The 20851-nt window shown below is 67.6% G+C and carries 23 protein-coding genes; 10 read left to right on the forward strand and 13 right to left on the reverse strand.

From position 1 onward, the window contains the following. Nucleotides 1-39 precede the first annotated feature (39 nt). The 6 genes from rocD to FBZ90_RS23890 all read left to right on the forward strand — a co-directional run bounded on the left by rocD (nt 40) and on the right by FBZ90_RS23890 (nt 4472). Nucleotides 40-1278, forward strand: coding sequence for an ornithine--oxo-acid transaminase (rocD, locus tag FBZ90_RS23865; protein ID WP_276509114.1), 1239 nt, complete (start codon nt 40-42; stop codon nt 1276-1278). Between the two features lie 37 nt (nt 1279-1315). Then, nucleotides 1316-2221 carry a dimethylarginine dimethylaminohydrolase family protein gene (locus FBZ90_RS23870; protein WP_211102282.1) on the forward strand — a complete coding sequence of 302 codons (906 nt, stop codon included), beginning with the start codon at nt 1316-1318 and terminating at the stop codon, nt 2219-2221. A gap of 66 nt (nt 2222-2287) precedes the next feature. Further along, nucleotides 2288-2773 carry an Lrp/AsnC family transcriptional regulator gene (locus FBZ90_RS23875; protein ID WP_145735558.1) on the forward strand — a complete coding sequence of 162 codons (486 nt, stop codon included), beginning with the start codon at nt 2288-2290 and terminating at the stop codon, nt 2771-2773. Nucleotides 2774-2854: 81 nt separating this feature from the next. Next, complete coding sequence (locus FBZ90_RS23880) at nt 2855-3103, forward strand: CopG family ribbon-helix-helix protein (RefSeq protein WP_145735560.1); 249 nt, start codon at nt 2855-2857, stop codon at nt 3101-3103. Next, nucleotides 3100-3387, forward strand: a complete 288-nt coding sequence (locus FBZ90_RS23885; RefSeq protein WP_145735562.1) for a type II toxin-antitoxin system RelE/ParE family toxin — start codon at nt 3100-3102, stop codon at nt 3385-3387. Before FBZ90_RS23880 ends, FBZ90_RS23885 begins: the two co-directional genes overlap by 4 nt. Before the next feature lie 53 nt (nt 3388-3440). Beyond that, nucleotides 3441-4472, forward strand: a complete 1032-nt coding sequence (locus FBZ90_RS23890; RefSeq protein WP_145735564.1) for an aldo/keto reductase — start codon at nt 3441-3443, stop codon at nt 4470-4472. Nucleotides 4473-4529: 57 nt separating this feature from the next. Here FBZ90_RS23890 and FBZ90_RS23895 read toward each other — a convergent pair whose 3' ends face one another. The 10 genes from FBZ90_RS23895 to cysT all read right to left on the reverse strand — a co-directional run bounded on the left by FBZ90_RS23895 (nt 4530) and on the right by cysT (nt 13176). Next, a complete protein-coding gene (locus tag FBZ90_RS23895) occupies nt 4530-5195 on the reverse strand; it encodes a hypothetical protein (RefSeq protein WP_145735566.1) in 666 nt (221 codons plus the stop codon). 115 nt (nt 5196-5310) lie between these two features. Beyond that, a complete protein-coding gene (locus FBZ90_RS23900) occupies nt 5311-6576 on the reverse strand; it encodes an MgtC/SapB family protein (protein ID WP_145735569.1) in 1266 nt (421 codons plus the stop codon). Nucleotides 6577-6625: 49 nt separating this feature from the next. Further along, nucleotides 6626-7174, reverse strand: coding sequence for a flavodoxin family protein (locus FBZ90_RS23905; protein WP_145735571.1), 549 nt, complete (start codon nt 7172-7174; stop codon nt 6626-6628). 99 nt (nt 7175-7273) lie between these two features. Then, entirely contained in the window at nt 7274-7732 is a 459-nt protein-coding gene (rlmH, locus tag FBZ90_RS23910) for a 23S rRNA (pseudouridine(1915)-N(3))-methyltransferase RlmH (RefSeq protein WP_145735573.1), read from the reverse strand. A gap of 30 nt (nt 7733-7762) precedes the next feature. Next, the gene (rsfS, locus tag FBZ90_RS23915; protein WP_145613308.1) at nt 7763-8152 is read right to left on the reverse strand and encodes a ribosome silencing factor; all 390 of its coding nucleotides are present in this window, start codon (nt 8150-8152) and stop codon (nt 7763-7765) included. A 205-nt stretch (nt 8153-8357) separates the two neighbouring features. Beyond that, nucleotides 8358-9002, reverse strand: a complete 645-nt coding sequence (locus FBZ90_RS23920; RefSeq protein WP_145735575.1) for a nicotinate-nucleotide adenylyltransferase — start codon at nt 9000-9002, stop codon at nt 8358-8360. 22 nt (nt 9003-9024) lie between these two features. Continuing rightward, the gene (locus tag FBZ90_RS23925) at nt 9025-10296 is read right to left on the reverse strand and encodes a glutamate-5-semialdehyde dehydrogenase (protein WP_145735577.1); all 1272 of its coding nucleotides are present in this window, start codon (nt 10294-10296) and stop codon (nt 9025-9027) included. 45 nt (nt 10297-10341) lie between these two features. Next, nucleotides 10342-11406, reverse strand: coding sequence for a sulfate/molybdate ABC transporter ATP-binding protein (locus FBZ90_RS23930; protein WP_145735579.1), 1065 nt, complete (start codon nt 11404-11406; stop codon nt 10342-10344). A 56-nt stretch (nt 11407-11462) separates the two neighbouring features. After that, nucleotides 11463-12320 carry a sulfate ABC transporter permease subunit CysW gene (gene cysW, locus FBZ90_RS23935; protein WP_145735581.1) on the reverse strand — a complete coding sequence of 286 codons (858 nt, stop codon included), beginning with the start codon at nt 12318-12320 and terminating at the stop codon, nt 11463-11465. After that, the gene (gene cysT / locus FBZ90_RS23940; RefSeq protein ID WP_186456020.1) at nt 12310-13176 is read right to left on the reverse strand and encodes a sulfate ABC transporter permease subunit CysT; all 867 of its coding nucleotides are present in this window, start codon (nt 13174-13176) and stop codon (nt 12310-12312) included. The genes cysW and cysT overlap by 11 nt, the downstream gene beginning before the upstream one ends. 512 nt (nt 13177-13688) lie before the next feature. On the opposite strand from cysT, the gene FBZ90_RS23945 reads away from it, so the two are divergent. Both FBZ90_RS23945 and FBZ90_RS23950 read left to right on the forward strand, forming a co-directional pair. Continuing rightward, a complete protein-coding gene (locus FBZ90_RS23945; RefSeq protein ID WP_246130817.1) occupies nt 13689-15143 on the forward strand; it encodes a GH1 family beta-glucosidase in 1455 nt (484 codons plus the stop codon). Between the two features lie 235 nt (nt 15144-15378). Continuing rightward, nucleotides 15379-17082, forward strand: coding sequence for a methyl-accepting chemotaxis protein (locus FBZ90_RS23950; protein WP_246130824.1), 1704 nt, complete (start codon nt 15379-15381; stop codon nt 17080-17082). 60 nt (nt 17083-17142) lie between these two features. On the opposite strand, the gene FBZ90_RS23955 is transcribed toward FBZ90_RS23950, so the two are convergent. Next, complete coding sequence (locus FBZ90_RS23955) at nt 17143-17967, reverse strand: DUF2987 domain-containing protein (protein ID WP_145735583.1); 825 nt, start codon at nt 17965-17967, stop codon at nt 17143-17145. A gap of 154 nt (nt 17968-18121) precedes the next feature. Then, a complete protein-coding gene (locus FBZ90_RS23960) occupies nt 18122-18853 on the reverse strand; it encodes a hypothetical protein (protein ID WP_145735585.1) in 732 nt (243 codons plus the stop codon). 391 nt (nt 18854-19244) lie between these two features. On the opposite strand from FBZ90_RS23960, the gene FBZ90_RS23965 reads away from it, so the two are divergent. Together FBZ90_RS23965 and FBZ90_RS23970 are read left to right on the forward strand one after the other, a co-directional pair. Next, complete coding sequence (locus FBZ90_RS23965; RefSeq protein ID WP_145735587.1) at nt 19245-19784, forward strand: hypothetical protein; 540 nt, start codon at nt 19245-19247, stop codon at nt 19782-19784. A gap of 46 nt (nt 19785-19830) precedes the next feature. Then, nucleotides 19831-20061 carry a hypothetical protein gene (locus tag FBZ90_RS23970; RefSeq protein ID WP_145735589.1) on the forward strand — a complete coding sequence of 77 codons (231 nt, stop codon included), beginning with the start codon at nt 19831-19833 and terminating at the stop codon, nt 20059-20061. 36 nt (nt 20062-20097) lie between these two features. Here FBZ90_RS23970 and FBZ90_RS28720 read toward each other — a convergent pair whose 3' ends face one another. Continuing rightward, nucleotides 20098-20835 (reverse strand): TonB family protein, encoded by a 738-nt coding sequence (locus FBZ90_RS28720; RefSeq protein ID WP_145735591.1) that lies wholly within the window; start codon nt 20833-20835, stop codon nt 20098-20100. Between the last annotated feature and the right edge of the window lie 16 nt (nt 20836-20851).

Here is a 20851-nt window from a genome sequence, read left to right on the forward strand (position 1 = left end):
CATCCAGGGTAACGAGACCGGGACAAGGTGGAGGACATCATGGATCAGCGGCTGAACGGCGACATGGGCGGGATCGCTTCCCCCGGAGCCATCGCCCTGGAAGACCGCTGGTGCGCCCACACCTACAAGCCGCTGCCCGTGGTCATCACCCGCGCCCAGGGCGCCTGGATTCACGATGATTCCGGTCGCCGCTACCTGGACATGATGAGCGCCTATTCCGCCGTTAATGTCGGCCATGGCCACCCCCGCATCCTCAAGGCGCTGACCGAGCAGGCGGCCAAGGTGGCCGTCGTGTCGCGCGCCTTCCACACCGACAGGCTGGGCCCCTTCCTGGAACGGCTGTGCGCGTTGACGGGGCTGGACGGCGCCTGCCCCATGAACAGCGGGGCGGAGGCGGTGGAGACGGCGGTGAAGGCCGCCCGACGCTGGGGCTATCGCCATCGCGCCATTCCCGCCAACCAGGCGGAGATCATCGTGGCCAGCGGCAATTTCCATGGCCGCACCACCACCATCATCAGCTTCTCCTCCGAGGAGGCTTATCGGGAGGGGTTCGGCCCCTACACGCCCGGCTTCCGCGTCGTGCCCTTCGGCGACCTGGACGCGCTGACGGCGGCCATCGGCCCCAATACGGCGGCCGTGCTGCTGGAACCCATCCAGGGGGAGGCCGGCATCGTCCTGCCGCCGGCCGGCTACCTCAAGGGCGTGCGCGCGGCCTGTGACCGCGCCGGCATCCTGATGATCCTGGATGAGATCCAGTCCGGCCTGGGTCGCACCGGCCGCTGGTTCGCCCACCACCATGAGGGCGTCGTTCCCGATGGCCTGTGCCTGGGCAAGGCGCTGGGCGGTGGCGTGCTGCCCGTTTCCGCCTTCGTCGCCCGCCGCGACGTCATCGACGTGTTCGACCCCGGCAGCCATGGCTCCACCTTCGGCGGCAACCCGCTGGCCGCCGCCGTGGGGCTGGAGGCCCTGGCGGTGATCGAGGAGGAAGGGCTGGTCCAGCGCAGCGCCGCGCTGGGCGCCCATCTCATGGACCGCCTGCGCGGCCTGAACAGCCCGCTCATCCGCGACATCCGCGGCCTTGGCCTGTGGGTGGGGCTGGAGATCGATCCCGCCCGCGCCACCGCCCGCCAGGTGGTGGAGGAGTGGATGCGCCGCGGCGTCCTGTCCAAGGAAACCCATGACACAGTGGTGCGCCTGGCACCGCCGCTGATGATCGCGCCGGAGGATCTGGACTGGGCGGTGGACCGCCTGGCCGAGACCCTTTCGACCTTCGCCTGACACCCAAACCACGAACAACATCTGGGGAACCCCACCCATGCCCGATACCAGCCTGACCGCCGCCGCTCGTGCCGGCGCCGCTACCGACGCCCTGCCCGGCGGCCGCATCCTGATGTGCGCCCCTGAGCATTTCGAGGTGAGCTACGCCATCAATCCCTGGATGCGGCCGGATCGCTGGCAGGAGGAGGGGGCGCTGCTGGGTGCCCGCTCATCCAGCGGCTGGGAACGGCTGGTGGACACCCTGCGCGGCCTGGGCGTGGAACTGGAATTCGCGGCACCTCAGCCCGGCCTGCCCGACATGGTGTTCACCGCCAACGCCGCCGTGGTGCTGGACGGCAAGGCCCTGGTCGCCACCTTCCGTCATCCCCAGCGCCAGGGCGAGACGCCGGTGTTCCGCCGCACCTTCGACGCGCTGAAGGACCGGGGCCTGCTGACCGAGGTGCATGACATGCCGGCGGGCGTGGTGCTGGAGGGGGCGGGTGACTGCGTGTGGGACCCCGTGCGCCGTACCTTCTGGCTGGGCTACGGCCAGCGCTCCGACAAGGCCGCCGCCCCGGTGGTGCGCGACCTGTTCGGTGTGGAGGTCGAGGCGCTGGAACTGGTGGACCCGCGTTTCTATCACATGGACACCTGCCTCTGCCCCCTGACGGGGGGTGAGGTGCTGTACTTCCCCGGCGCCTTCTCCGCCGAGGGCAACGCCCGCATCCTGGAGCGCTTCGGCGCCGAAAACCTGATCGTGGCGCCGGAGCCCGATGCCTGCACCCTGGCCGTCAACGCCGTGAACCTGGGCCGTGACATCGTGCTGGCCACTGCCAGCCCGGCCCTGCGCGGCATGCTGACGGAGCGTGGCTATCGCGTGCATGAGACGCCGGTCAGCGACTTCGGCCTGTCCGGCGGCTCGGCCTTCTGCCTGATCCTCAAACTCGACCGGGTGTCGAAGTAAGCCTTGGGGGGCGGGAGGTCTGGCGCTTAAGCTGATGCCCTATCTCCCGCCCTACCGGACCCCGCCTTGAAGCCGCGTAAGCTCGACGCCATCGACATCAAAATCCTGACGGAACTGCAGGCCGATGGCCGCATCACCAACCAGGCCCTGTCGGAACGGGTGGGCCTGTCCGCCCGCCCCTGCCTGGAACGGGTGCGCCGGCTGGAGCGTGAGGGCATCATCGTCCGCTATCAGGCCCAGGTGGACGTGCGCCGTATCCAGTCCTGCGTCTTCGTCCTGGCCCAGATCTCCCTGGAAAAACAAGGCCGCCAGCGCACCAGCGCCTTCGAGCGCCGCCTGCGCGAGGTGCCCGAGGTCATCGAGTGCTTCGAGGTCAGCGGCCCCTACGACTACATCGCCAAGCTGGTCTGCCGCGATTTGGAGACCTACCAGGAACTGACCGACAGCTGGATCGACGATGCCGAGATGGGGGTGGCACGCGTCGTCAGCAACGTCGTCCTGCGCCCCATCCGCGACTTCGGGACGTATCCGGTGTTCGAGGAAGAGGCTTGAGCGGTCTTGACCGGTAGGGCGTTGAGGCCCACATGATTACAACGTAATCACCTGTAATCGTCACGACTTTAGGGTGCCGACATGGCCAGCCAGAACTTCTCCATTCGGACCGAGCCCGCCATTCTGGCGGAGTTGGACAAGCTGGCCGCGGCGCAGAACCGGTCCCGCAATTTCGTGGTCAATGAGGCTATCGAGCGCTACCTCGCCGAAGAGCGTCAGTGGGCCACCCAAGTGCAGGCGGGACTGGCGGCGGCGGCGGTTGGCGACTTCGTCACGGATGCCGAGATGGATGCCTTGTTTGAAAAATTCGAGGCGGCGGCTGATCGATGAAGGTACGGTGGACTAGGCCGGCGACACGCAACCTGGTGGATATCCACGATTACCTGAGCCAGTTCAATTCGGCGGCCGCGCTCAAGCTGGTCAAGTTGCTCCGCGCGCAGGCGCAAGGGTTGGGTTCTCATCCTCAAAAAGGGCGCCCGGGCCGCATCAATGGTACGCGCGAGTTGGTCATTCCTGGCACGGATTTCATCATCGCTTACCAAATAGCGGAAACCTGCGTGGATATTCTGGCGGTTCGCCATACCGCCCGTGAATGGCCGGCCCGGTTGGATTGATAGCGGTCCCGGGCAGGGGCCGTTTCGCCATATGAGCCCATGAGGGAAACACCATGGAATATCGGCAACTTGGACGGTCGGGCCTGAAGGTTCCGGTCCTCAGTTTCGGCACCGGCACCTTCGGTGGGGCGGGTGAGTTCTTCAACCGCTGGGGCAGCACCGACGTGGCCGAGGCCACACGGCTGGTGGATTTGTGCCTGGAGGCGGGCGTCAATTTCTTCGACACCGCCGACGTCTATTCCCGGGGCGCGTCGGAGGAGATCCTGGGCCAAGCCGTCAAGGGCCGGCGGGATAAGGTGCTGATCTCCACCAAGGCCACCTTCACCATGGGGGATGGCCCCAACGACGTCGGCTCGTCGCGCTATCACCTGATCCGCGCCTGCGAGGCCAGCCTGAGGCGGCTGGGCACCGATCACATCGACCTTTATTTCATGCATGGCTTCGACGCCACCACCCCGGTGGATGAAACCCTGCGCGCCCTGGATGACCTGATTACCGCCGGCAAGATCGGCTACATCGGCGCCTCCAACTTCTCCGGCTGGCACCTGATGAAGGCGCTGGCGACGTCGGAGAAGTACGGCCTGGCCCGTTACGTCGCCTACCAGGGCTATTATTCCCTGGTGGGCCGCGACTATGAGTGGGAACTGATGCCCTTGGGCCTGGACCAGGGCGTGGGCTTGATGGTGTGGAGTCCCCTGGGCTGGGGCCGCCTGACCGGCAAGATCCGGCGCGGGCAGCCGGCGCAGGCCGGCCGCATCGCCAGCGGTGGCGCCGCCGGCGGGCCCAAGGTGGATGACGACTACCTCTACACCGTGGTCGAAGCCCTCGACGCGGTGGCGGCGGAGACAGGCAAGACAGTGCCGCAGGTGGCGCTGAACTGGCTGTTGGCCCGGCCCGGCGTGGCCAATCTGGTTATCGGTGCCCGCAACGAGGAACAGTTGAAGCAGAACCTGGGCGCCGTCGGCTGGTCGCTGACGCCGGACCAGGTGACGCGCCTGGAACAGGCCAGCCAGAAGGACCCGATCTACCCCTACTGGCACCAGAAGGACTTCAACCACCGCAATCCCAAGCCCACCACCTGGTAGGGCATACGATTTGGAGGGAAGGGGCCGCCTTCGGAGGCTGCCCCTTATTTCCAGCTTCTATTTCTGATCGACGCAGCTGGGATAGGGCGCCTGTTCTCCCGGGATGATCGGGCAGATCTTCACCGGGTTCAGGCGCGCGATCCGTTCTTTCCACTTGGCATCGTCGAAGGCCATCGGCTGGCTGGATGCCGCCTCCCGTTCCGCCCATTGAAGGGTGTAGTAGTCGTTGGCGCCTTTGATGCTGAAGATCACGGCTGACTCGCTGTGGTCGCCGCCGGGGGCGGTGCCGCAGCTGATCCAGGCGATAAAGGCCGGCTGGCCGCTGATGGTCAGGTTGGCCACTTCCTTGGCGGCGAATGTGGTGGGGCAGGCGTTCTTGAAGCGTCCGGCCAACATGGCGGCGAAGCCTTGGGGCGTGACGTTGGGATTGGCCCCCAGACCCTGGAAGCCGGTGATGGTGATCATCTGCGTCCACCGATCCAGGGTCTCGCCCTCCAGCACCATTTCCCTAATGTACTGATTGCCCTGGGTGTGTTCGCTGCCCAGCTGGAAACCGGCCGGGATGGAAAACATTACCAATTGGCTGAAGATGGGCGTGATGGACTTTACCGCGTGGCCCTGAGCGTTTGCCGTCTTTATCGCGTCTTGCAGGCTGTCCGCGGCATGGGCGGGGTCGAACAGGCAGGCGGCTAGGAAGCCGGCGGCGAGTATGGATTTTCTCATTATGCTCCCCCAGGGTGTTCTGCGTTCACGCGCTGGTAGCAGGCTATAGGCCTCTTGACGGGGCCGCAACCAGAGGCGGGTTCAGTCGGACGCCTTTGCCTCTCTGGTAGAGTTCTTACCACCCCACGGCCAGCGCCCCGGCGCCCAGGGCCAGGGCGCTGACCCCGCCGACCACCAGGCCCAGGCGGGCGCCCCCGACCCATGCCGCCATGGCGGCCTTGGTCACGGTGTTCACGGCGGTGACGATCAGCACGCCCTCCATGGCGACCTTCAGGGTCAGGCCGTGGCCGCCCAGATGGGCCATGGACAGGGTGACGGCGTCCACGTCGGCCACGCCCGACAGGGCGGCCATGACCAGCACGCCGGGGGCGCCCAAGGACTGCGCCAGCAACTGGCTGGCGAGGGCCACCGCCGCGATGAAAGCCGCCATCTTCAACGCCATGCCCACTTCCAGCGGGTTGGCGATGTTCAGCTTGGGCACATGGTAATGGCGGTTGCGGATGATCAGCACGGCGGCACCGCCCACCTGGCCCAGCGCGGCGCAGGCCAGCGGCGGCGCCAGCAGGCCCAGCAGGTCGGGGTTCAGCACCATGGCCAGCACCCCCACCCGGACCATCATGACGGCCCCGGCCAGCAGCACCCCCGCCCCCAGCAGGCGGGATGAGGTGGGATGCACCCGGCCCAGCCGCGCCAGCGTCAGCGTTGTGGCGGTTGAGGAGGCCAGGCCGCCGGCCAGCGCCGCCATCAATACCCCCAGCCGGTCACCCAGGGCGCGGACGGCGACATAGCCGCCGAAGGAGATGGCGGCGACCATGACTGCCAGCAGCCAGATGGAATGGGGGTTCAAGGCCCCCCACGGGTCCACCGGATGGTTGGGCAGGACGGGCAACAGCAGGAAGGACATGGCCAGCAAGGTCAGGATGGCCCGGACCTCATCACCACTCAGCGTCGCCACCCAGCGGTGCAGGGGATCGCGCAGCGCCAGCAGGCCGGTCATGGCCACGCCGGCGGCGATGGCGACACGCACGTCCGCCAGGATGGCCAGGGCGCCCAGCAGGAAGGTCACCAGCCCCGCCACCACCGAGGTGATGCTGAGATCGCGTTCCGGGTTGGGGTCGGTGTCGGCCCTGGCCTCCAGCCAGTGGAAGGCGGTGAAGGCGGCGGCATAGCCCAGGAACACCAGGCCCAGGATGTAGGGCTGCTGCGCTCCCGCCAGGGCGCCGGCGACGCCGCCCAGCAGGCCCGACAGGGCGAAGGTGCGCAGTCCCACCGCCCGCTGGTATTCCTGGCCGCTGCGGCTGTGCCACCCCCGTTCCAACCCCACCAGCAGGCCGATCGCCAAGGAAACCGCCAGGCGGCTGAGCAGGGTGGTGGGGTCCATCAAGGCGGTCCTGAGAGGGGTGGCGACCCGCCCAGTCGGCCCTAATCGTTCAGCCGGCGCATTGATCCACCGCAAGGGGTTGGGGTGCCGGCACCGGGGCCACCGGTACTGGGGCCATCGGTACTGGGGCGGGACTCACGGTCTGGGCGAAATGGGCCACCGTCTCGATGTAGGTGCCGCTCTTCATTTCGGCGGCGGTGATGGTCAGGCGCGCCTTGGGCGGCTTTCCCACCCAGGCCCCCAGCGCGTCCAGCGACTGCGGTCCGGCCGAACCGCCATGGGTCAGCAGCAGGGCGGTGTCCGGCAACTCCGCCCGTTCGCGCTGGACATAGGCGCGCAAGGGCGGGCAGGGCTGCCAGGCCCAGATCGGGCCGGCCAGGATCACCAGGTCATAGTCGCGTACGGCATGGACGGCGGGGGCGATCTCGACCAGCCGGCGCCGGCGGCTGTCCATCGCGGCGCGCCACCAGCCTAGGAAGCTGACGGTGTACCGGTCGCAGCGGATTTCCTCGATATCGGCACGCAGGTGCCGGGCCAATTCCTGCACCACGGCGCGCGTCGTGCCGGTCAGCGAATAACAGGCGATCAGCACGGCCATGCGTCCCCTCCCCCTCCGCGTGCCCTCATGGGCCCTGGGTGGGCGAAGACTGGCAGGATGCCCCGCCGCGGGCATTGACGCACCGCAAGCGTGTGGCCCTTACACCCGGTGGTAGGGATGTCCCGCCAGGATTTGCTGGGCGCGGTAAAGCTGTTCGGCCAGCATGCCGCGCACCATCATGTGCGGCCAGGTCATGGGGCCGAAGGCGATGAGCAGGGCGGCGCGGCGGCGCACTTCTTCAGCCAGGCCGTCGGCACCGCCGATGACGAAGGCGAGGTCGGCCACGCCGCCGTCGCGCCAGGTGCCGACCTGGCGGGCGAAGGCCTCGCTGGGCAGGGCCTTGCCGCGTTCGTCCAGGGCCACCAGGGTGGCGCCGGAAGGGATGGCTTCCAGCAGCAGCTGGGCCTCCAGCCGCTTCAGCTCATCCCCCTCCACCCGCTTGCGGCACTCAACCTCACGCAAGGCAAAGGGCCAGGTGATGCGGCCCTTGTACTCTTCGAACAGGTCGCGGGCGGGGCCCGGCCGGCTGCGGCCGACGGCGATCAGCCAAACGCGCATGGGCCCGATCCCGCTACCGTTCGATCACGATCAAACAGACAAAAAGTCGCCGGCCGGCGCACCGAACCCGGCGAAGTCGGGCGGCAGTTCCACGCCCCACATCTTTTCCAGATTGTAGAAGGCGCGGACCTCCGGACGGAACAGGTGGACCAGCACGTCGCCGGCGTCGATCAGCACCCAGTCGCACTGGGGCGTGCCTTCGGCGTCCAGGCCGACCAGCCCGACTTCCTTGAGCTTGGACAGCAGGTGGCCAGCCATCGCGTCCACCTGGCGGGCGGAGCGGCCGGAGGTGATGACGATGTAGTCGGCCAGGGTGGACTTGCCCTTGAGGTCGAGCACCACGGTGCCTTCGGCCTTGTCATCCTCCACACTGGCGACGATCAGGTCGCGCAGCTGCTCGGGGAAGTCGGGGGCCGCCATGTCCGGAAGCGGCTGGGGCGCCGTCCGCCCAGCGGTCGGCGTCGGGAAATGGGCGATGGTGGAAATGATCGTTACCTCTAAGCAAAAAAGGGCGCTCAGGACCGGAGGACCGGCCCGCACCCTGATGATAATCCGTTGATGTCCGTGGGCAAGCCGAACGGTGGCGTCTTGCCCACGGGGTTAGCCCCGGCGGTTGGTTTCCCGGTCATCGGCCGGCCCACCACCCCTTCCGCCGGATCTCGGTGGAGGAGGCGGGGTGCAGCGGCCCGTCCAGAAAGGTCCAGGCCGGCGCCGGCCGTGCCGGCAGCCCACCCGCGTCCCGTGGCGGAACCCTGCTCCGGGAATACCGCCGCGCGGCCTGGCCGACAAGCGCCTTTAGGGAATAGGGGCGGCGCGGAAACACGGCAACGGGCATGCGGCCCAGGATGCGCGTCCATCCCCGCCAGCGCGGAATCTGCAACAGGTTGTCGGCGCCCATGATCCAAACGAAGCGGGTGCGGGGATAGCGGCGGCGCAGGGCCTCCAGCGTGTCCACGGTGTAGCGGGTGCCCAGCTGCGTCTCCAGGTCCGTCACCAGGATGCGCGGATCGCGGGCGGCAGCGCGGGCGGCATCCAGCCGGGCATCCAGCGTGGCCATGCCGCGCGTCTGCTTCAACGGGTTCTGCGGGCTGACCAGCCACCACACCTGGTCCAGCTTCAGCCGGCGCAGCATCCATTGGCTGACATGGCGGTGGCCGGCATGGGCGGGGTTGAAGGACCCGCCCAGAATGCCGATGCGCCGGCCGGCCCAACTGGCACCGGTCAGCGGCCGCGGTCGAATCCAATAGCGGCCGTGGGGGGAGGTTGACATGAGGGGTAAGCCAGCCGGTCGCTTACGGGCGCGTCTGGCCGTCGCCGCGCACGACGTACTTGTAACTGGTCAGCTGCTCCGCGCCCACGGGGCCGCGGGCGTGCAGCTTGCCGGTGGAAATGCCGATTTCCGCGCCGAAGCCGAACTCCCCACCATCGGCGAACTGGGTGGAGGCGTTCCACAGCACGATGCCGCTGTCCACCCGCGCCAGGAAATACTCCGCCGTGGCCGCATCCTCCGTCACGATGCTGTCGGTATGGTGGCTGCCGTGGCGCTCGATATGCGCGATGGCGTCGTCCACGCCGTCCACCACCTTCACCGACAGGATGGCGTCCAGGTATTCGGTATCCCAGTCGGCGTCGTCGGCGGGCAGGACGCGGCCGTCCAGGGACTGGACCGTGGCGTCGCCCCGCACCTCGCAGCCGGCGGCGACCAGATCTTCGATCAGGGCGGGCAGCTGGGCCGCCGCCACGTCGCGGTGGACCAGCAGCGTCTCCATGGCGCCGCAGATGCCGGTGCGGCGCATCTTGGCGTTGAGCGCGATGGCGCGGCCCTTGGCCGGATCGGCCGCCCGGTCCAGGTAAACGTGGCAGATGCCGTCCAGGTGCTTGATGACCGGCACGCGCGATTCCGCCGCCACCCGTGCCGTCAGCGACTTGCCGCCCCGGGGAATGATGACGTCGACGAAATCGGTCATGGTCAGCAGGATGCCCACGGCGGCGCGGTTGGTGGTGGGCACCAGCTGCACGGCGTCGGCGGGCAGGCCGCCCTCCACCAGGCCCCGGCGCATGGCGTCCACGATGGTGCTGGAGGAATGCAGGCTTTCCGACCCGCCGCGCAGGATGGCGGCGTTGCCGGACTTCACGCACAGGCCACCGGCATCCGCCGTCACGTTGGGCCGGCTTTCATAGATGATGCCGATGACGCCCAGGGGCACCCGCACCCGCTGGATGCGCAGGCCGTTAGGCCGGGTCCAGTCCGCCATGACCGCACCCAGGGGATCGGGCAGGTCGGCAACGTCCTCCAGCCCCTTGGCGATGGCCTCCAGCCGGCCCTCGTCCAGGCGCAGGCGGTCCAGCAGGGCGGGGGTCAGGCCCTTGGCCTGGCCGGCCGCCATGTCGCGGGCGTTGGCGTCCAAGATGAGGACGGCGTCGGCGCGCAGGGCGACCGCGGCGGCGCGCAGCCCGGCGACGCGCTGCTCCGGCGTGGTCACGGCCAACTGGGCGCTGGCGGCGCGCGCCCGCTGCCCGATGTCCCGCATCACCGCCGTGAGGTCGACCGTCTGCCCGTCCATGATTCGCACGCCCTGATATCCGTTACGCCGTCACACCTTCACCCACTAGTTTTTAGCGGGAAACACCCGGGCGTGACGGAAGTCCACAGTACACCAGCTGCCGACGTCCAGCGCCAGATCGCTCAGCCGGTCGCGGGACAGCTGCGCTTCCAGCGCGCGGCCGGCCAGGTCCAGCTCCAGCCGGGCCACGGGGCCGGCGGCGTGCAGGCTGCTGACCCGCGCGCTCCACTTGCCCTCCGGCACGCCGTCGCCGGGCGCCACGTCCAGTTCCACCTGATGGGGCCGGACATAGATGACGGCCGGGCCGTTAGGGCCCACCTCGCCGTCGACCCTTACGGCCTTGCCGTCCAGCCGGGCGACGCCCCCCTCGATGACGCCGTTCAGTCGGTTCACCCCGCCCAGGAAGTCGAAGACGAAGCTGTCGGCCGGGGTGTCGTACACCTCCGCCGGGGTGCCCACCTGGATGATCTGGCCATGGTTCATGACGACCACGCGGTCCGCCAGTTCCAGCGCCTCCTCCTGGTCATGGGTCACGAAGATGGAGGTGATGTGCATGTCGTCGTGCAGGTGGCGCAGCCACTTGCGTAAATCCTTGCGCACCTTGGCGTCCAGCGCGCCGAAGGGCTCATCCAGCAGCAGCACCTTGGGCTCAATGGCCAGCGCGCGGGCCAGGGCCACGCGCTGACGCTGGCCGCCGGACAACTGGCTGGGATAACGGCTGGCCAGGTGCGACAACTGCACCATTTCCAGCAGCTGGCCCACCCGGCGGCGGATGTCCATTTCCGCCGGCCGTTCCGCCTTTTTCTTGACGCGCAGGCCGAAGGCCACGTTGTCGAAGACGGTCATGTGCCGGAACAGGGCGTAGTGCTGGAAGACGAAACCCACCTTGCGATCGCGCGCGGCGCGGTCGCGGGTGTCCTGCCCGTCGAAGCTCACCTCGCCGGCGTCGGCATGGTCCAGCCCGGCGATGATGCGCAGCAGGGTGGTCTTGCCCGAGCCGCTGGGCCCCAGCAGGGCCAGCAGCTCGCCCGAGCGCACGTCCAGGCTGACGCCGCCCAGGGCGGTGAAGGCGCCGAAAGTCTTTTCCACATTGCGGATTTCAATGGCCATGCGCGCCGCCCGTTTGCTTGATCGTCATTGTCGCCGCTTTCTTCACCCGTTTGGCCTCACCGCTTGGCGGCGGCGATCTGGTCGGCGAAGCGCCATTCCAGGATCGCCTTGGCCGCCAGGGTGACCAGCGCCAGCAGCGCCAGCAGCGAGGCCACCGCGAAGGCGGCCACGAAGTTGTATTCGTTGTACAGAATCTCGACATGCAGGGGCATGGTGTTGGTCTTGCCCCGGATGTGGCCGGAAACGACGGACACCGCCCCAAACTCCCCCATCGCGCGGGCGTTGCACAACAGCACGCCGTACAGCAGTCCCCAGCGGATGTTGGGCAGGGTCACCAGGCGGAAGGTCTGCCAGCCGCTGGCGCCCAGCACGATGGCCGCTTCCTCATCCTCCACCCCCTGTTCCTGCATCAGGGGGATCAGTTCGCGCGCCACGAAGGGGAAGGTGACGAAGACGGTGGCCATGACCACGCCGGGCACGGCGAAGATGATCTGCACCCCGTGGTCGCGCAGCCAGGGGCCGAAGCTGCCGTGCAGGCCGAACAGCAGCACGTAGACCAGGCCGGAAATGACGGGCGAGACGGAGAAGGGCAGGTCGATCAGGGCCAGCAGCAGGCTCTTGCCCCGGAAATTGAACTTGGCGATGGCCCAGCTGGCGGCCACGCCGAACACCAGGTTCAGCGGCACGGCGATGGCGGCCACCGTCAGGGTCAGCTGGATGGCGGACAGGGCGTCGGGGTCGGTCAGGCCCTTGAGGAAGGCGCCGAAGCCCTTGGCCAGGGCCTGGCTGAACACCGCCGCGAGCGGCAGGGCCAGGAAGGCCGCCAGGAACAGGATGGCCAGGCCGATGAGCGCCAAGCGCGTCACGGGCCCCTCGCCCACGGCGGGGCGGCGGGAATGCGGATCAGCGGGCATGGCGCGACCGGGTCCAGCGCTGCAGGAAATTGATGCCCAGCAGCATGAGGAAGGAAACCCCCATCATGGCCGTGGCGATGACGGTGGCGCCGGCATAATCGTACTGCTCCAGCCGGGCGACGATCAGCAGGGGCACGATCTCGGACACCGCCGGGATGTTGCCGGCGATGAAGATGACGGAGCCGTATTCGCCCACACCACGGGCGAAGGCCAGGGCCACGCCGGTGATCAGCGCCGGCAGGATGGCGGGCAGCAGCACCTTGATGAAGGTCTGCCAGCGCGTGGCGCCCAGGGAGGCGGCGGCCTCCTCCACCTCGGCATCCAGGTCCTGCAGCACCGGCTCCACCGTGCGGACGATGAAGGGCAGGCCGACGAACACCAGGGCGATGACGATGCCGATGGGGGTGAAGGCGATCTTGAAGCCGGCGGCCTTGGCCAGGGCGCCGATCCAGCCGTTGGGGGCATAGATGGCGGTCAGCGCGATGCCGGCGACGGAGGTCGGCAGGGCGAAGGGCAGGTCGACCATGGCGTCGATCAAGCGCCGGCCGGGGAAGCGGTAGCGCACCAGGACCCAGGCGACGACCAGGCCGAACACGGCGTTGATCAGCGCCGCCGCCAGGGCGCAGCCGAAGCTGACATAAAAGGCGTGCAGCACCCGCGGGGCCAGGGTGATGGCCCAGAACCGATCCCAGCCCACGTCCGCCGCCCGCAGCGCCATATGGCCCAGGGGGATCAGGACGATCAGGCATAGATAGGCCAGGGTGAAGCCGAAGGCCGTGCCGAAGCCGGGCAGGATGGTGGGCGCCAGGAAGGACCAGCCCCGCTTGGCCGGCCGGACGGTCGCGCCCGATGCCACGGCCGTCACGAGGCGTCCCCATCCAGAAGGGACCCGTCCGAAAGGGATAAGTCGACGTGAGACGAACCCGGTCGGGTCATGAGCGGCCTTTCCCCAAATTCGAGACGTGAGATTAATGCATAAGCCCCGGAGCGTGTACAACCTTCACGCTGGGGAGTGCAGGCGCCTCTTTCACAACGGTGCCATGCATCTCCGAATAAATCACCATCACAAAAGTGTGAAATATAAATCAATCGGATAATGCCGGGTCGTTGGCAAAATTCCCGCGCGGTAGCGGTCACATGACGTGTGACAGCGTTGTCCGCATTGGGTAAAAGTCCTTCAGGGAGGAAGGGCATGACAAAAACCAAGGCTGGCACCGTTTTCAGGCCGGGTCATCCGGCGGAATTGCGCATGCCGGCGCGCGCCCTGGCCTTGCCGTACAGCCGATACCGGATCTTGCCGCGGGATGAGCGTTCGCGGCGGGGGCTCCGTGGGGATGAGGCGCTACCAAGAAGCGGAGTGTAATGAGCATGATGAATCGTCGCGCCCTGTTGCAGGGCACGGCCGCCCTGGCCGGTATAGGCGCCCTGGGGGGAACGACCGCGGCCTGGCGGTCCGCGCTGGCGGCCATGCCGGCGGGCCAAGTCGTGTTTCCGAAGGATTTCCTGTGGGGGGCCGCCACCGCCGCCTATCAGGTCGAGGGCGGGTGGAACGCCGACGGCAAGGGGCCGTCTATCTGGGACACCTTCACCCACCAGCCGGGCCACATCAAGGAGAACGCGACCGGTGACGTGGCCTGCGACAGCTATCACAAGTACAAGGAGGACGCGGCCCTCATCCGGCAGATGAACCTGAAGAGCTACCGCTATTCCATCGCCTGGTCGCGGGTGCAGCCGCTGGGCAAGGGGGCGGTGAATCAGGCGGGCCTGGATTATTACAAGCGCCTGACCGACGCGGTGCTGGAGGCGGGCGCCCGCCCCCTGGTCACGCTGTACCATTGGGATCTGCCGCAGGCCCTGGACGACGCCGGCGGCTGGACCAACCGCGACACCGCCGACCGGCTGGCGGAGTATGCCGACATCGTCGGCCGCGCCCTGGGCGACCGCATCACCCACTGGGCCATCCTGAACGAGCCCAAGACCTTCACCCACCTGGGCTATTGGGAAGGCATCTTCGCCCCCGGCCACAAGGATCCGCTGCAGATGCTGAAGGCCACCCATGTGGTGAACCTCAGCCAGGGCAAGGCCTTCCGCGCCCTGAAGGCCATCAATCCCAAGTTCCAGGTCGGCAGCGTCTGCGACGTGGCCAACATGGTGCCGCGCACGGACAGCGAGGCCGACAAGGCCGCGGCCGAGCGCTATCACCGCTTCCTGAACCTGTGGTTCCTGCAGCCGGTGCTGGACGGCACCTACCCCGACGTGCTGCCGCCCGACCAGCGCGACGCGCTGCTGGGCTTCCAGCCGGGGGATGAGACGGTCATGCGCGCCGACTATGACATGGTCGGCCTGAACTACTACACCCGCTGGGTGGTGGCGGATAAGCCCGAGGGCAACGGCGTCCCCGGCCTGAACACCGCGCATGAGTGGGGCGTGGGGCCGCACGCCAAGACCGACATCGGCTGGGACATCGACCCGGACGGCTTCCACGACACGCTGGTGCGCATGGCCAAGGCCATCGGCAACCGCCCCATCGAGATCACGGAAAGCGGCGCCTCCTACAACACGCCGCTGGTCAACGGCCGGGTGAAGGACGTCCAGCGCATCGAGTACATGAAGGCCTATTTCGCCGCCCTGTCCCGCGCCATCCAGGACGGGGCGCCCGTTCGCGCCTACCACGCCTGGAGCCTCATGGACAACTTCGAGTGGGCCCAGGGTTATACCCAGCGCTTCGGCCTGGTCTATGTCGATTACAAGAACGATCAGAAGCGGACGATCAAGGACAGCGGCCTGTGGTACGCCAAGGTCGCCAAGAACAACGGTTTCTGATTTCTGGTTTGCTGAGGCGGGACCGCCCGTCCCGCCTCAGAATTGGGGCCGCAAATAAATGCCAGCCTCAATAAATAAAAAGCAATATTAACGCTGAATGAACGCCTGATCTGGATCAATCTTCTGATGAATTGATGGGTATTCCATTCCTTTAATAGATTATTAAGTGAGAGAGGACAGAGAATTCACCTGATCATCTGTGCGCCGGCCGCAGGTGTTACCTCAGGAGGGTTAGATGTCCTTAAAAAATATTCCGATCGTCTACAAGATATTGATAATCGTTGGGTTGTTGTCCTCCATCCTGATTTATGTGGGCTACACCGGATACCATAGCGCCGTCACCCTGGGCGCGGCCGGGCAGGATATTGACGACGCGGATGGCCAGGCGCTGCGCGCCGCCCGCATGAACCAGACCCTGATCGCGCTCAACCGCTCCCAATACCGCATGGGCATGGATGCGTCGCAGGAGTCGATGGCGACGGTGGAAAAGTCGGTGGCCGAGAACCGCGCGCTGTTCGAGCGCAGCCTGAATGACCTGCGGTCCGGTGCCGATCCCCAGGAACAGGAAATGCTGAGGACGGTGGCCGAGGGTTATGGCGCCTTGGTGGGCAACCTTGAGGCGACGATGGCGAAGGCGCGCACCCAGGGCGGCGTGGCCCCCACCGTGGACCAGATGGCCGTGATCGCGTCGGTCAAGGAAGGCCGGGTCCTGGTTGACCAATTGCAGCAGCGGGTCCGCGCGCTGGCGGACCATTACGACCAGGCGGGCACCGACATGGCGCGGCGGGGTCAGGTCATGGCCGATGATGCCAAGCGCATCATGCTGATCGGGACGATCGCTGGGACCCTGGTAGGGGTGGCCCTGGGCATGGGCATCGGCCATGTCGGTGTCGCTCGCCCCATCGGCGCCATGGTGGATTGCCTGCAGCGCCTGGCCGCCGGCGACGTGGGTTTCACCGTCTTCGGCTTGGGCCGCAAGGATGAGCTGGGGGCGGTGGCGGAGACCATGCAGGTCTTCAAGAGCAATATCCTGCGCAACCGCGAGATGGAGGCTGCCGCGAAGGAACAGGAACAGCACGCCGCGGCCGAAAAGAAGAAGGCCATGGATGAGTTGGCGGACCTGTTCGACGCCAAGGTGGCCGGCGTGGTCAAGGCGGTCTCCTCCGCGGCTGAGCAACTGTCGTCCACCGCCACGGCCATGTCCTCCATCGCCGAGGAAACCAACCGGCAGGCCACCACCGTGGCGGCGGCGGCCGACCAGACCACGGCCAATGTCCAGACCGTGTCCTCGGCGGCGGAGCAGCTCTCCTCCTCCATCGGGGAGATCAGCCAGCGCGTCGGCCATTCCAGCGAGGTGTCCAGCAGTGCCGTGGAGCGGGCGCGGTTGGCCAACGAGATGGTGCGCGGCCTGGCCTCCAACGCCGAGCGTATCGGCCGGGTCATCGAGCTGATCAGCAACATCGCCAGCCAGACCAACCTGCTGGCCCTCAACGCCACCATCGAGGCGGCGCGGGCGGGTGAGGCCGGCCGGGGCTTCGCCGTCGTGGCGGGGGAGGTCAAGACCCTGGCGACCCAGACCGCCAAGGCCACCGACGAGATCGTGGCCCAGATCGCGGAGGTCCAGGCCTCCACCCGGCAGGCCGTGGGCGCCATCGAGGGCATCGGCGCGGTGATCGATGAACTGAGCCAGATCTCCAGCGCCATCGCCTCGGCGGTCGAGGAACAGAGCGCCGCGACGCAGGAGATCGCCCGCAATGTCGACCAGGCGGCCCACGGCACGCAGGACGTGTCGCGCAGCATCGCCGGCGTCACCGTGGCATCGGCGGAGGCCGGACAGGCCGCCTCCCAGGTGCTGGCCGCGGCCAGCGGCCTGGGCCGCAGCTCCGACATCCTGCGGACGGAGGTGGGCAGCTTCATCAGCCGCGTGCGCGCCGCCTGACGGGGCGGGGCCGGCGGTGATGCCGCGGGCCCCGCCTTTTCCAATCAGAATACAGGCCGCTCAGAACACATGGAATTGGGGCAGGGCGTAGAGGCGCGTGGGGCTGCCATCCTCCGCCGTGGCGCCGAGTTGCAGGGTGGGGTTGCGCCGGTCCAGCTTTCGGCCGAATTCCAAAATGGGCCGTCCTTTGTCGTCGGTTTCCAACGCTTCCCCGGTGTCGAGGGTGGCATGGACGCGGCAGTGGGCGTCCGGCTCGCAACTGAAGTCCAGTTCGTCGATGCTGGGGACGAAGAAGCCCATGACCGGCCCCACGAATTCCTCGATGGCCTGGTCCAGCACCTTGGCGCCTTGGCGCAATTCGCTATAGGCGACGGGCTGCTTTCCGTCGGACAGCACCTCCAGCATCACCGTGGCGCGCAGCGACCCCTTGGCCTGATTGCTGACCAGTTTGGCGTCGGCGGCCTCCCAGTCGGCGCGGTAGGGAATGTAGAAATAGCCATCGGGCGTGGCTTCAATGGCCTCTTCCTTGCCGTTGTAGACGGCCCATAGCTGGATGGGCAGGGGGCCGGACTTGCCCTTGTCCAACTGCACCTTGAAGATCATGCGCAGGTGGTGGCCGCTGGAATTCTCCATACGGTCCAGCACCTTCAAGGCTTCCGCCAGCTTGGCGTAAGAGGTCTTGCCGAACTGCTCCCGCGAGGTCACCACCATTTCCGGCACGACCTCGTCCTGAGGGGCAGTTTGGGAAGGGGTGGCCTGGGGCGGGACCTGAGCCGTGGCGGCCGGGTCCGCCGTTGCTTGTTCCGTCGTTTGCGCGCCAGCCGCACCGGCGTAAACCGTGAGCAGGGCGGCCAGCGTCGCCCCCATCCACATCTGGGCTTGCACGATATTCCCATCCCGTCAGACGACGCCCCCATCGGCGCCCTCCTTACTAAGGGTTGTGACTGGGGCAAGTATAGGGCCACCTGACGGCCGATTTTTGGGCGTGCCCGGCCCAACGTTGCTGCCTTCCATCACAAAAAGCCCGAAGCATGGGCCCTTAGAACATGGGTAGAGCGTAAATGTGCCCAGGGGTGCCATCCTCCGCCGTGGCGGCGATGCGCACGACCGGGTTGCGCCGGTCCAGCTTGCGGCTGAATTTCAGGACTGGCCTGCCCCACTCGTTCCGGTTCAGCGCGTCGCCGCCGTCAATGCTGGCGCTGACTTGGCAATGCTCCAGCGGCCCGCACAGGAAATCCAATTCATCGATGTCCGGCGTCGAGAAGCCCTTGGCAGGCTGCACGAATTCCCTGATGGCTCGGCCCACCAGCTTGGCGCCCTCTCGCAACTCGGTATAGGGAATGGTCTGGCCAGGGTCGGTCGTCACCTCCAGCAAGAGGAGGGCCTCCAGGGTGCCCGAGTGCGGGCTGGTGACCAGCTTCGCGTCGGCCGCTTCCCAGTCGGCGCGGTAAGGAATGAGGAAAATGCCATCGGCGATGGATTCGATCTCGTCCTCCTTGCCATCATAGTCCGCCCACATCTGGACGGGTTCCGATTCGATGCTCCCCCCTTTGTACTGGATTTTGAAAGCCAGGTGCAGGTGGTGGCCTGAACTCCCCAGCTGATCCATTACCTTTAGAAAGTTGGATAGGCCCCGGTAGGTCGCCCGACCGAACTGCTCGCGCGAGGTCACCACCATCTCCGGCACCGGTTCAGCCTGCGCCTGCGCCGGTGGCGTCGTTTGTGGCGGCGTCTCCACCTCTTGCGCGCCCGCCGCGCCGGTGTGGATCAAGGCCAAGGCTACCGCGAGCGTCCGCCAGCGTGGCCCAGATAGACATATCTTGCCTTTCAACCTGCCCCCCTGCCGTACGACGCCGGAACATCCAGGCGTCCAGGGTTCAACTTACCAGGCGTTGAGGTTCTGGCGCATGAGGCACGGACTGCGACGTATCTTCGCGGTCTTACTGGGCCATCGGCTTAAAAACAGCTGGTAACCGGGCGCCAGCGTCGCCTTCTTTGGCTTCCCCTCATGGCTGATTTTTGCGAGCCGCCGGCTTGCCGCCGCCACATCCCGTGCGATTTCCTTGTCAGGCCAGGAAACACAGGCGCTATATCAAAAGAAATATAGCGCTGTGGCAGGGAAGGGATCGGTCATGCGGCAGGGACAGGGAATGGTGATAGGGATGATGGTGATGGCCCTGGCGGGTCCCGCCTGGGCCCAGGGTGCTGTCCAAAGGGCCGCCCAGGGGGGCAAGGCCGTGTCCAGCCCCGTCGACCCGTCATGCAAGGGCGTCGCGGTGGAATGGCCGACCGACCTCAAGGCCTGGGGCCTCACCGCCGTGCCGGTGACGGCCGCGACCGCGTCCGGCGGCGCCCCGGCCCTGACCCCCGGTGCGCCGGCGCGGGTAGCCCTGGCGCCCAAGGCGGGCGTCACCCTGGCCACCACGCCCCCCAAACCCGCAGGTGAGTCGACCTATGCCGGCATCGTGTCCTTCACCGTGCCCGCTTCCGGCCCCTATCGCATCGCGCTGGACGCGGGGGCCTGGGTCGACGTGGTGGCGAATGGAACGGCGGTGGAGTCCACCAGCCACAAGCACGGGCCCAACTGCTCCGGCATCCACAAGGTGGTGGATTTCGGCCTGGCCGCCGGCACCTACCGGCTGCAATTGTCCAACAGCCCGGTGCCCGCCGTCACCGTGCTGGTGGTGCCGCCGCAGGGCTGAGAACCGCCCCCTGTGCCAAGGCCGGCGGCGATGCTATATGTAAGCCATGACCAGCATCACCGCCCCCAATCCCTACGCCACCGTGGCCGCCGGCCTGCAAAGCAGCAGCGCCCGCGTGGATCGGGACGCCACGGCCATCGCGGCGTCCAAGGGCGGCGACATCAACCCCACCGATGTGGTCAGCCTCAGCAGCGACGCCCTGACCTTCAAGGCCCTGACCAAGGTCGCCCAGACGGTGGACGACAACAGCAAGCGCTTGCTGGACATCATGGCCTGACCGCCCCTTTCGGCGGTCCTCCCCCATTTGCCCCTATTAGCGGAAGCGGAACGGCACCGTGAAGCTGAACCGCCCGTCCGTCAGCAGTGGCTCTGGCGGTGCCGGCAGGGGGGCCGCTTGGCTGACGGCGCGCAATGCGATAGCGTCCAGCACGCCGCTGCCGCTGGATGTGAGGATCGCGGCGTCTCGCACCTGGCCGTCGGCGGCCACCGAAATGGACAGCACCACCGTGCCGGCCGCCGCGACATGGGCGGGCCGGTGGCGGGAGAGCGCCAGCCACACCGCGCGGGTGTAGGCCTCAAGCACATCCGGCGGGGGTGGGTCGGGCGGGCGTCGGATCACGGCGGCGGGCGGCGCATCGGCGGTCGCGGCCTCCGGGGGTGGTGCTGAGGGGGCGGGCAGGGGTGTCGCCACGACTGGCGGGGCAGGGGCCGGTTGGCTCATGACGGGTGCGGGGCTCCGCTGCCGGGGATGGGGCGGGGGCGGTTGGCGACGGGGCTGGGCCGGGGGGGACTGGACCAGGGCTGTTTCCACCACCCGCGGCGGTGGGGGCAGCAACCGGGCCACCACCACGGTTTCACCTTGTGCGCGGGCTGCGGCCGGCGGAGCCGACAGCCTGGCCATCCAGGTCACCAGGGCGGCCTGGATGGCAAGGGCGATAAGGGCGGCAAAGACCGCCCCGGCGCGCGGATGCACCGCCCGGCCATAGGCGGCCGGACGAAAGCCGGCCATGATGCCGGGCGACATTCGGGACGGGGCGGTCTTCTGCCTCATGTCAGGACCGTCGCCG

The organism is Nitrospirillum pindoramense (assembly GCF_007827955.1).
Taxonomy (GTDB): Bacteria; Pseudomonadota; Alphaproteobacteria; order Azospirillales; family Azospirillaceae; genus Nitrospirillum; species Nitrospirillum amazonense_B.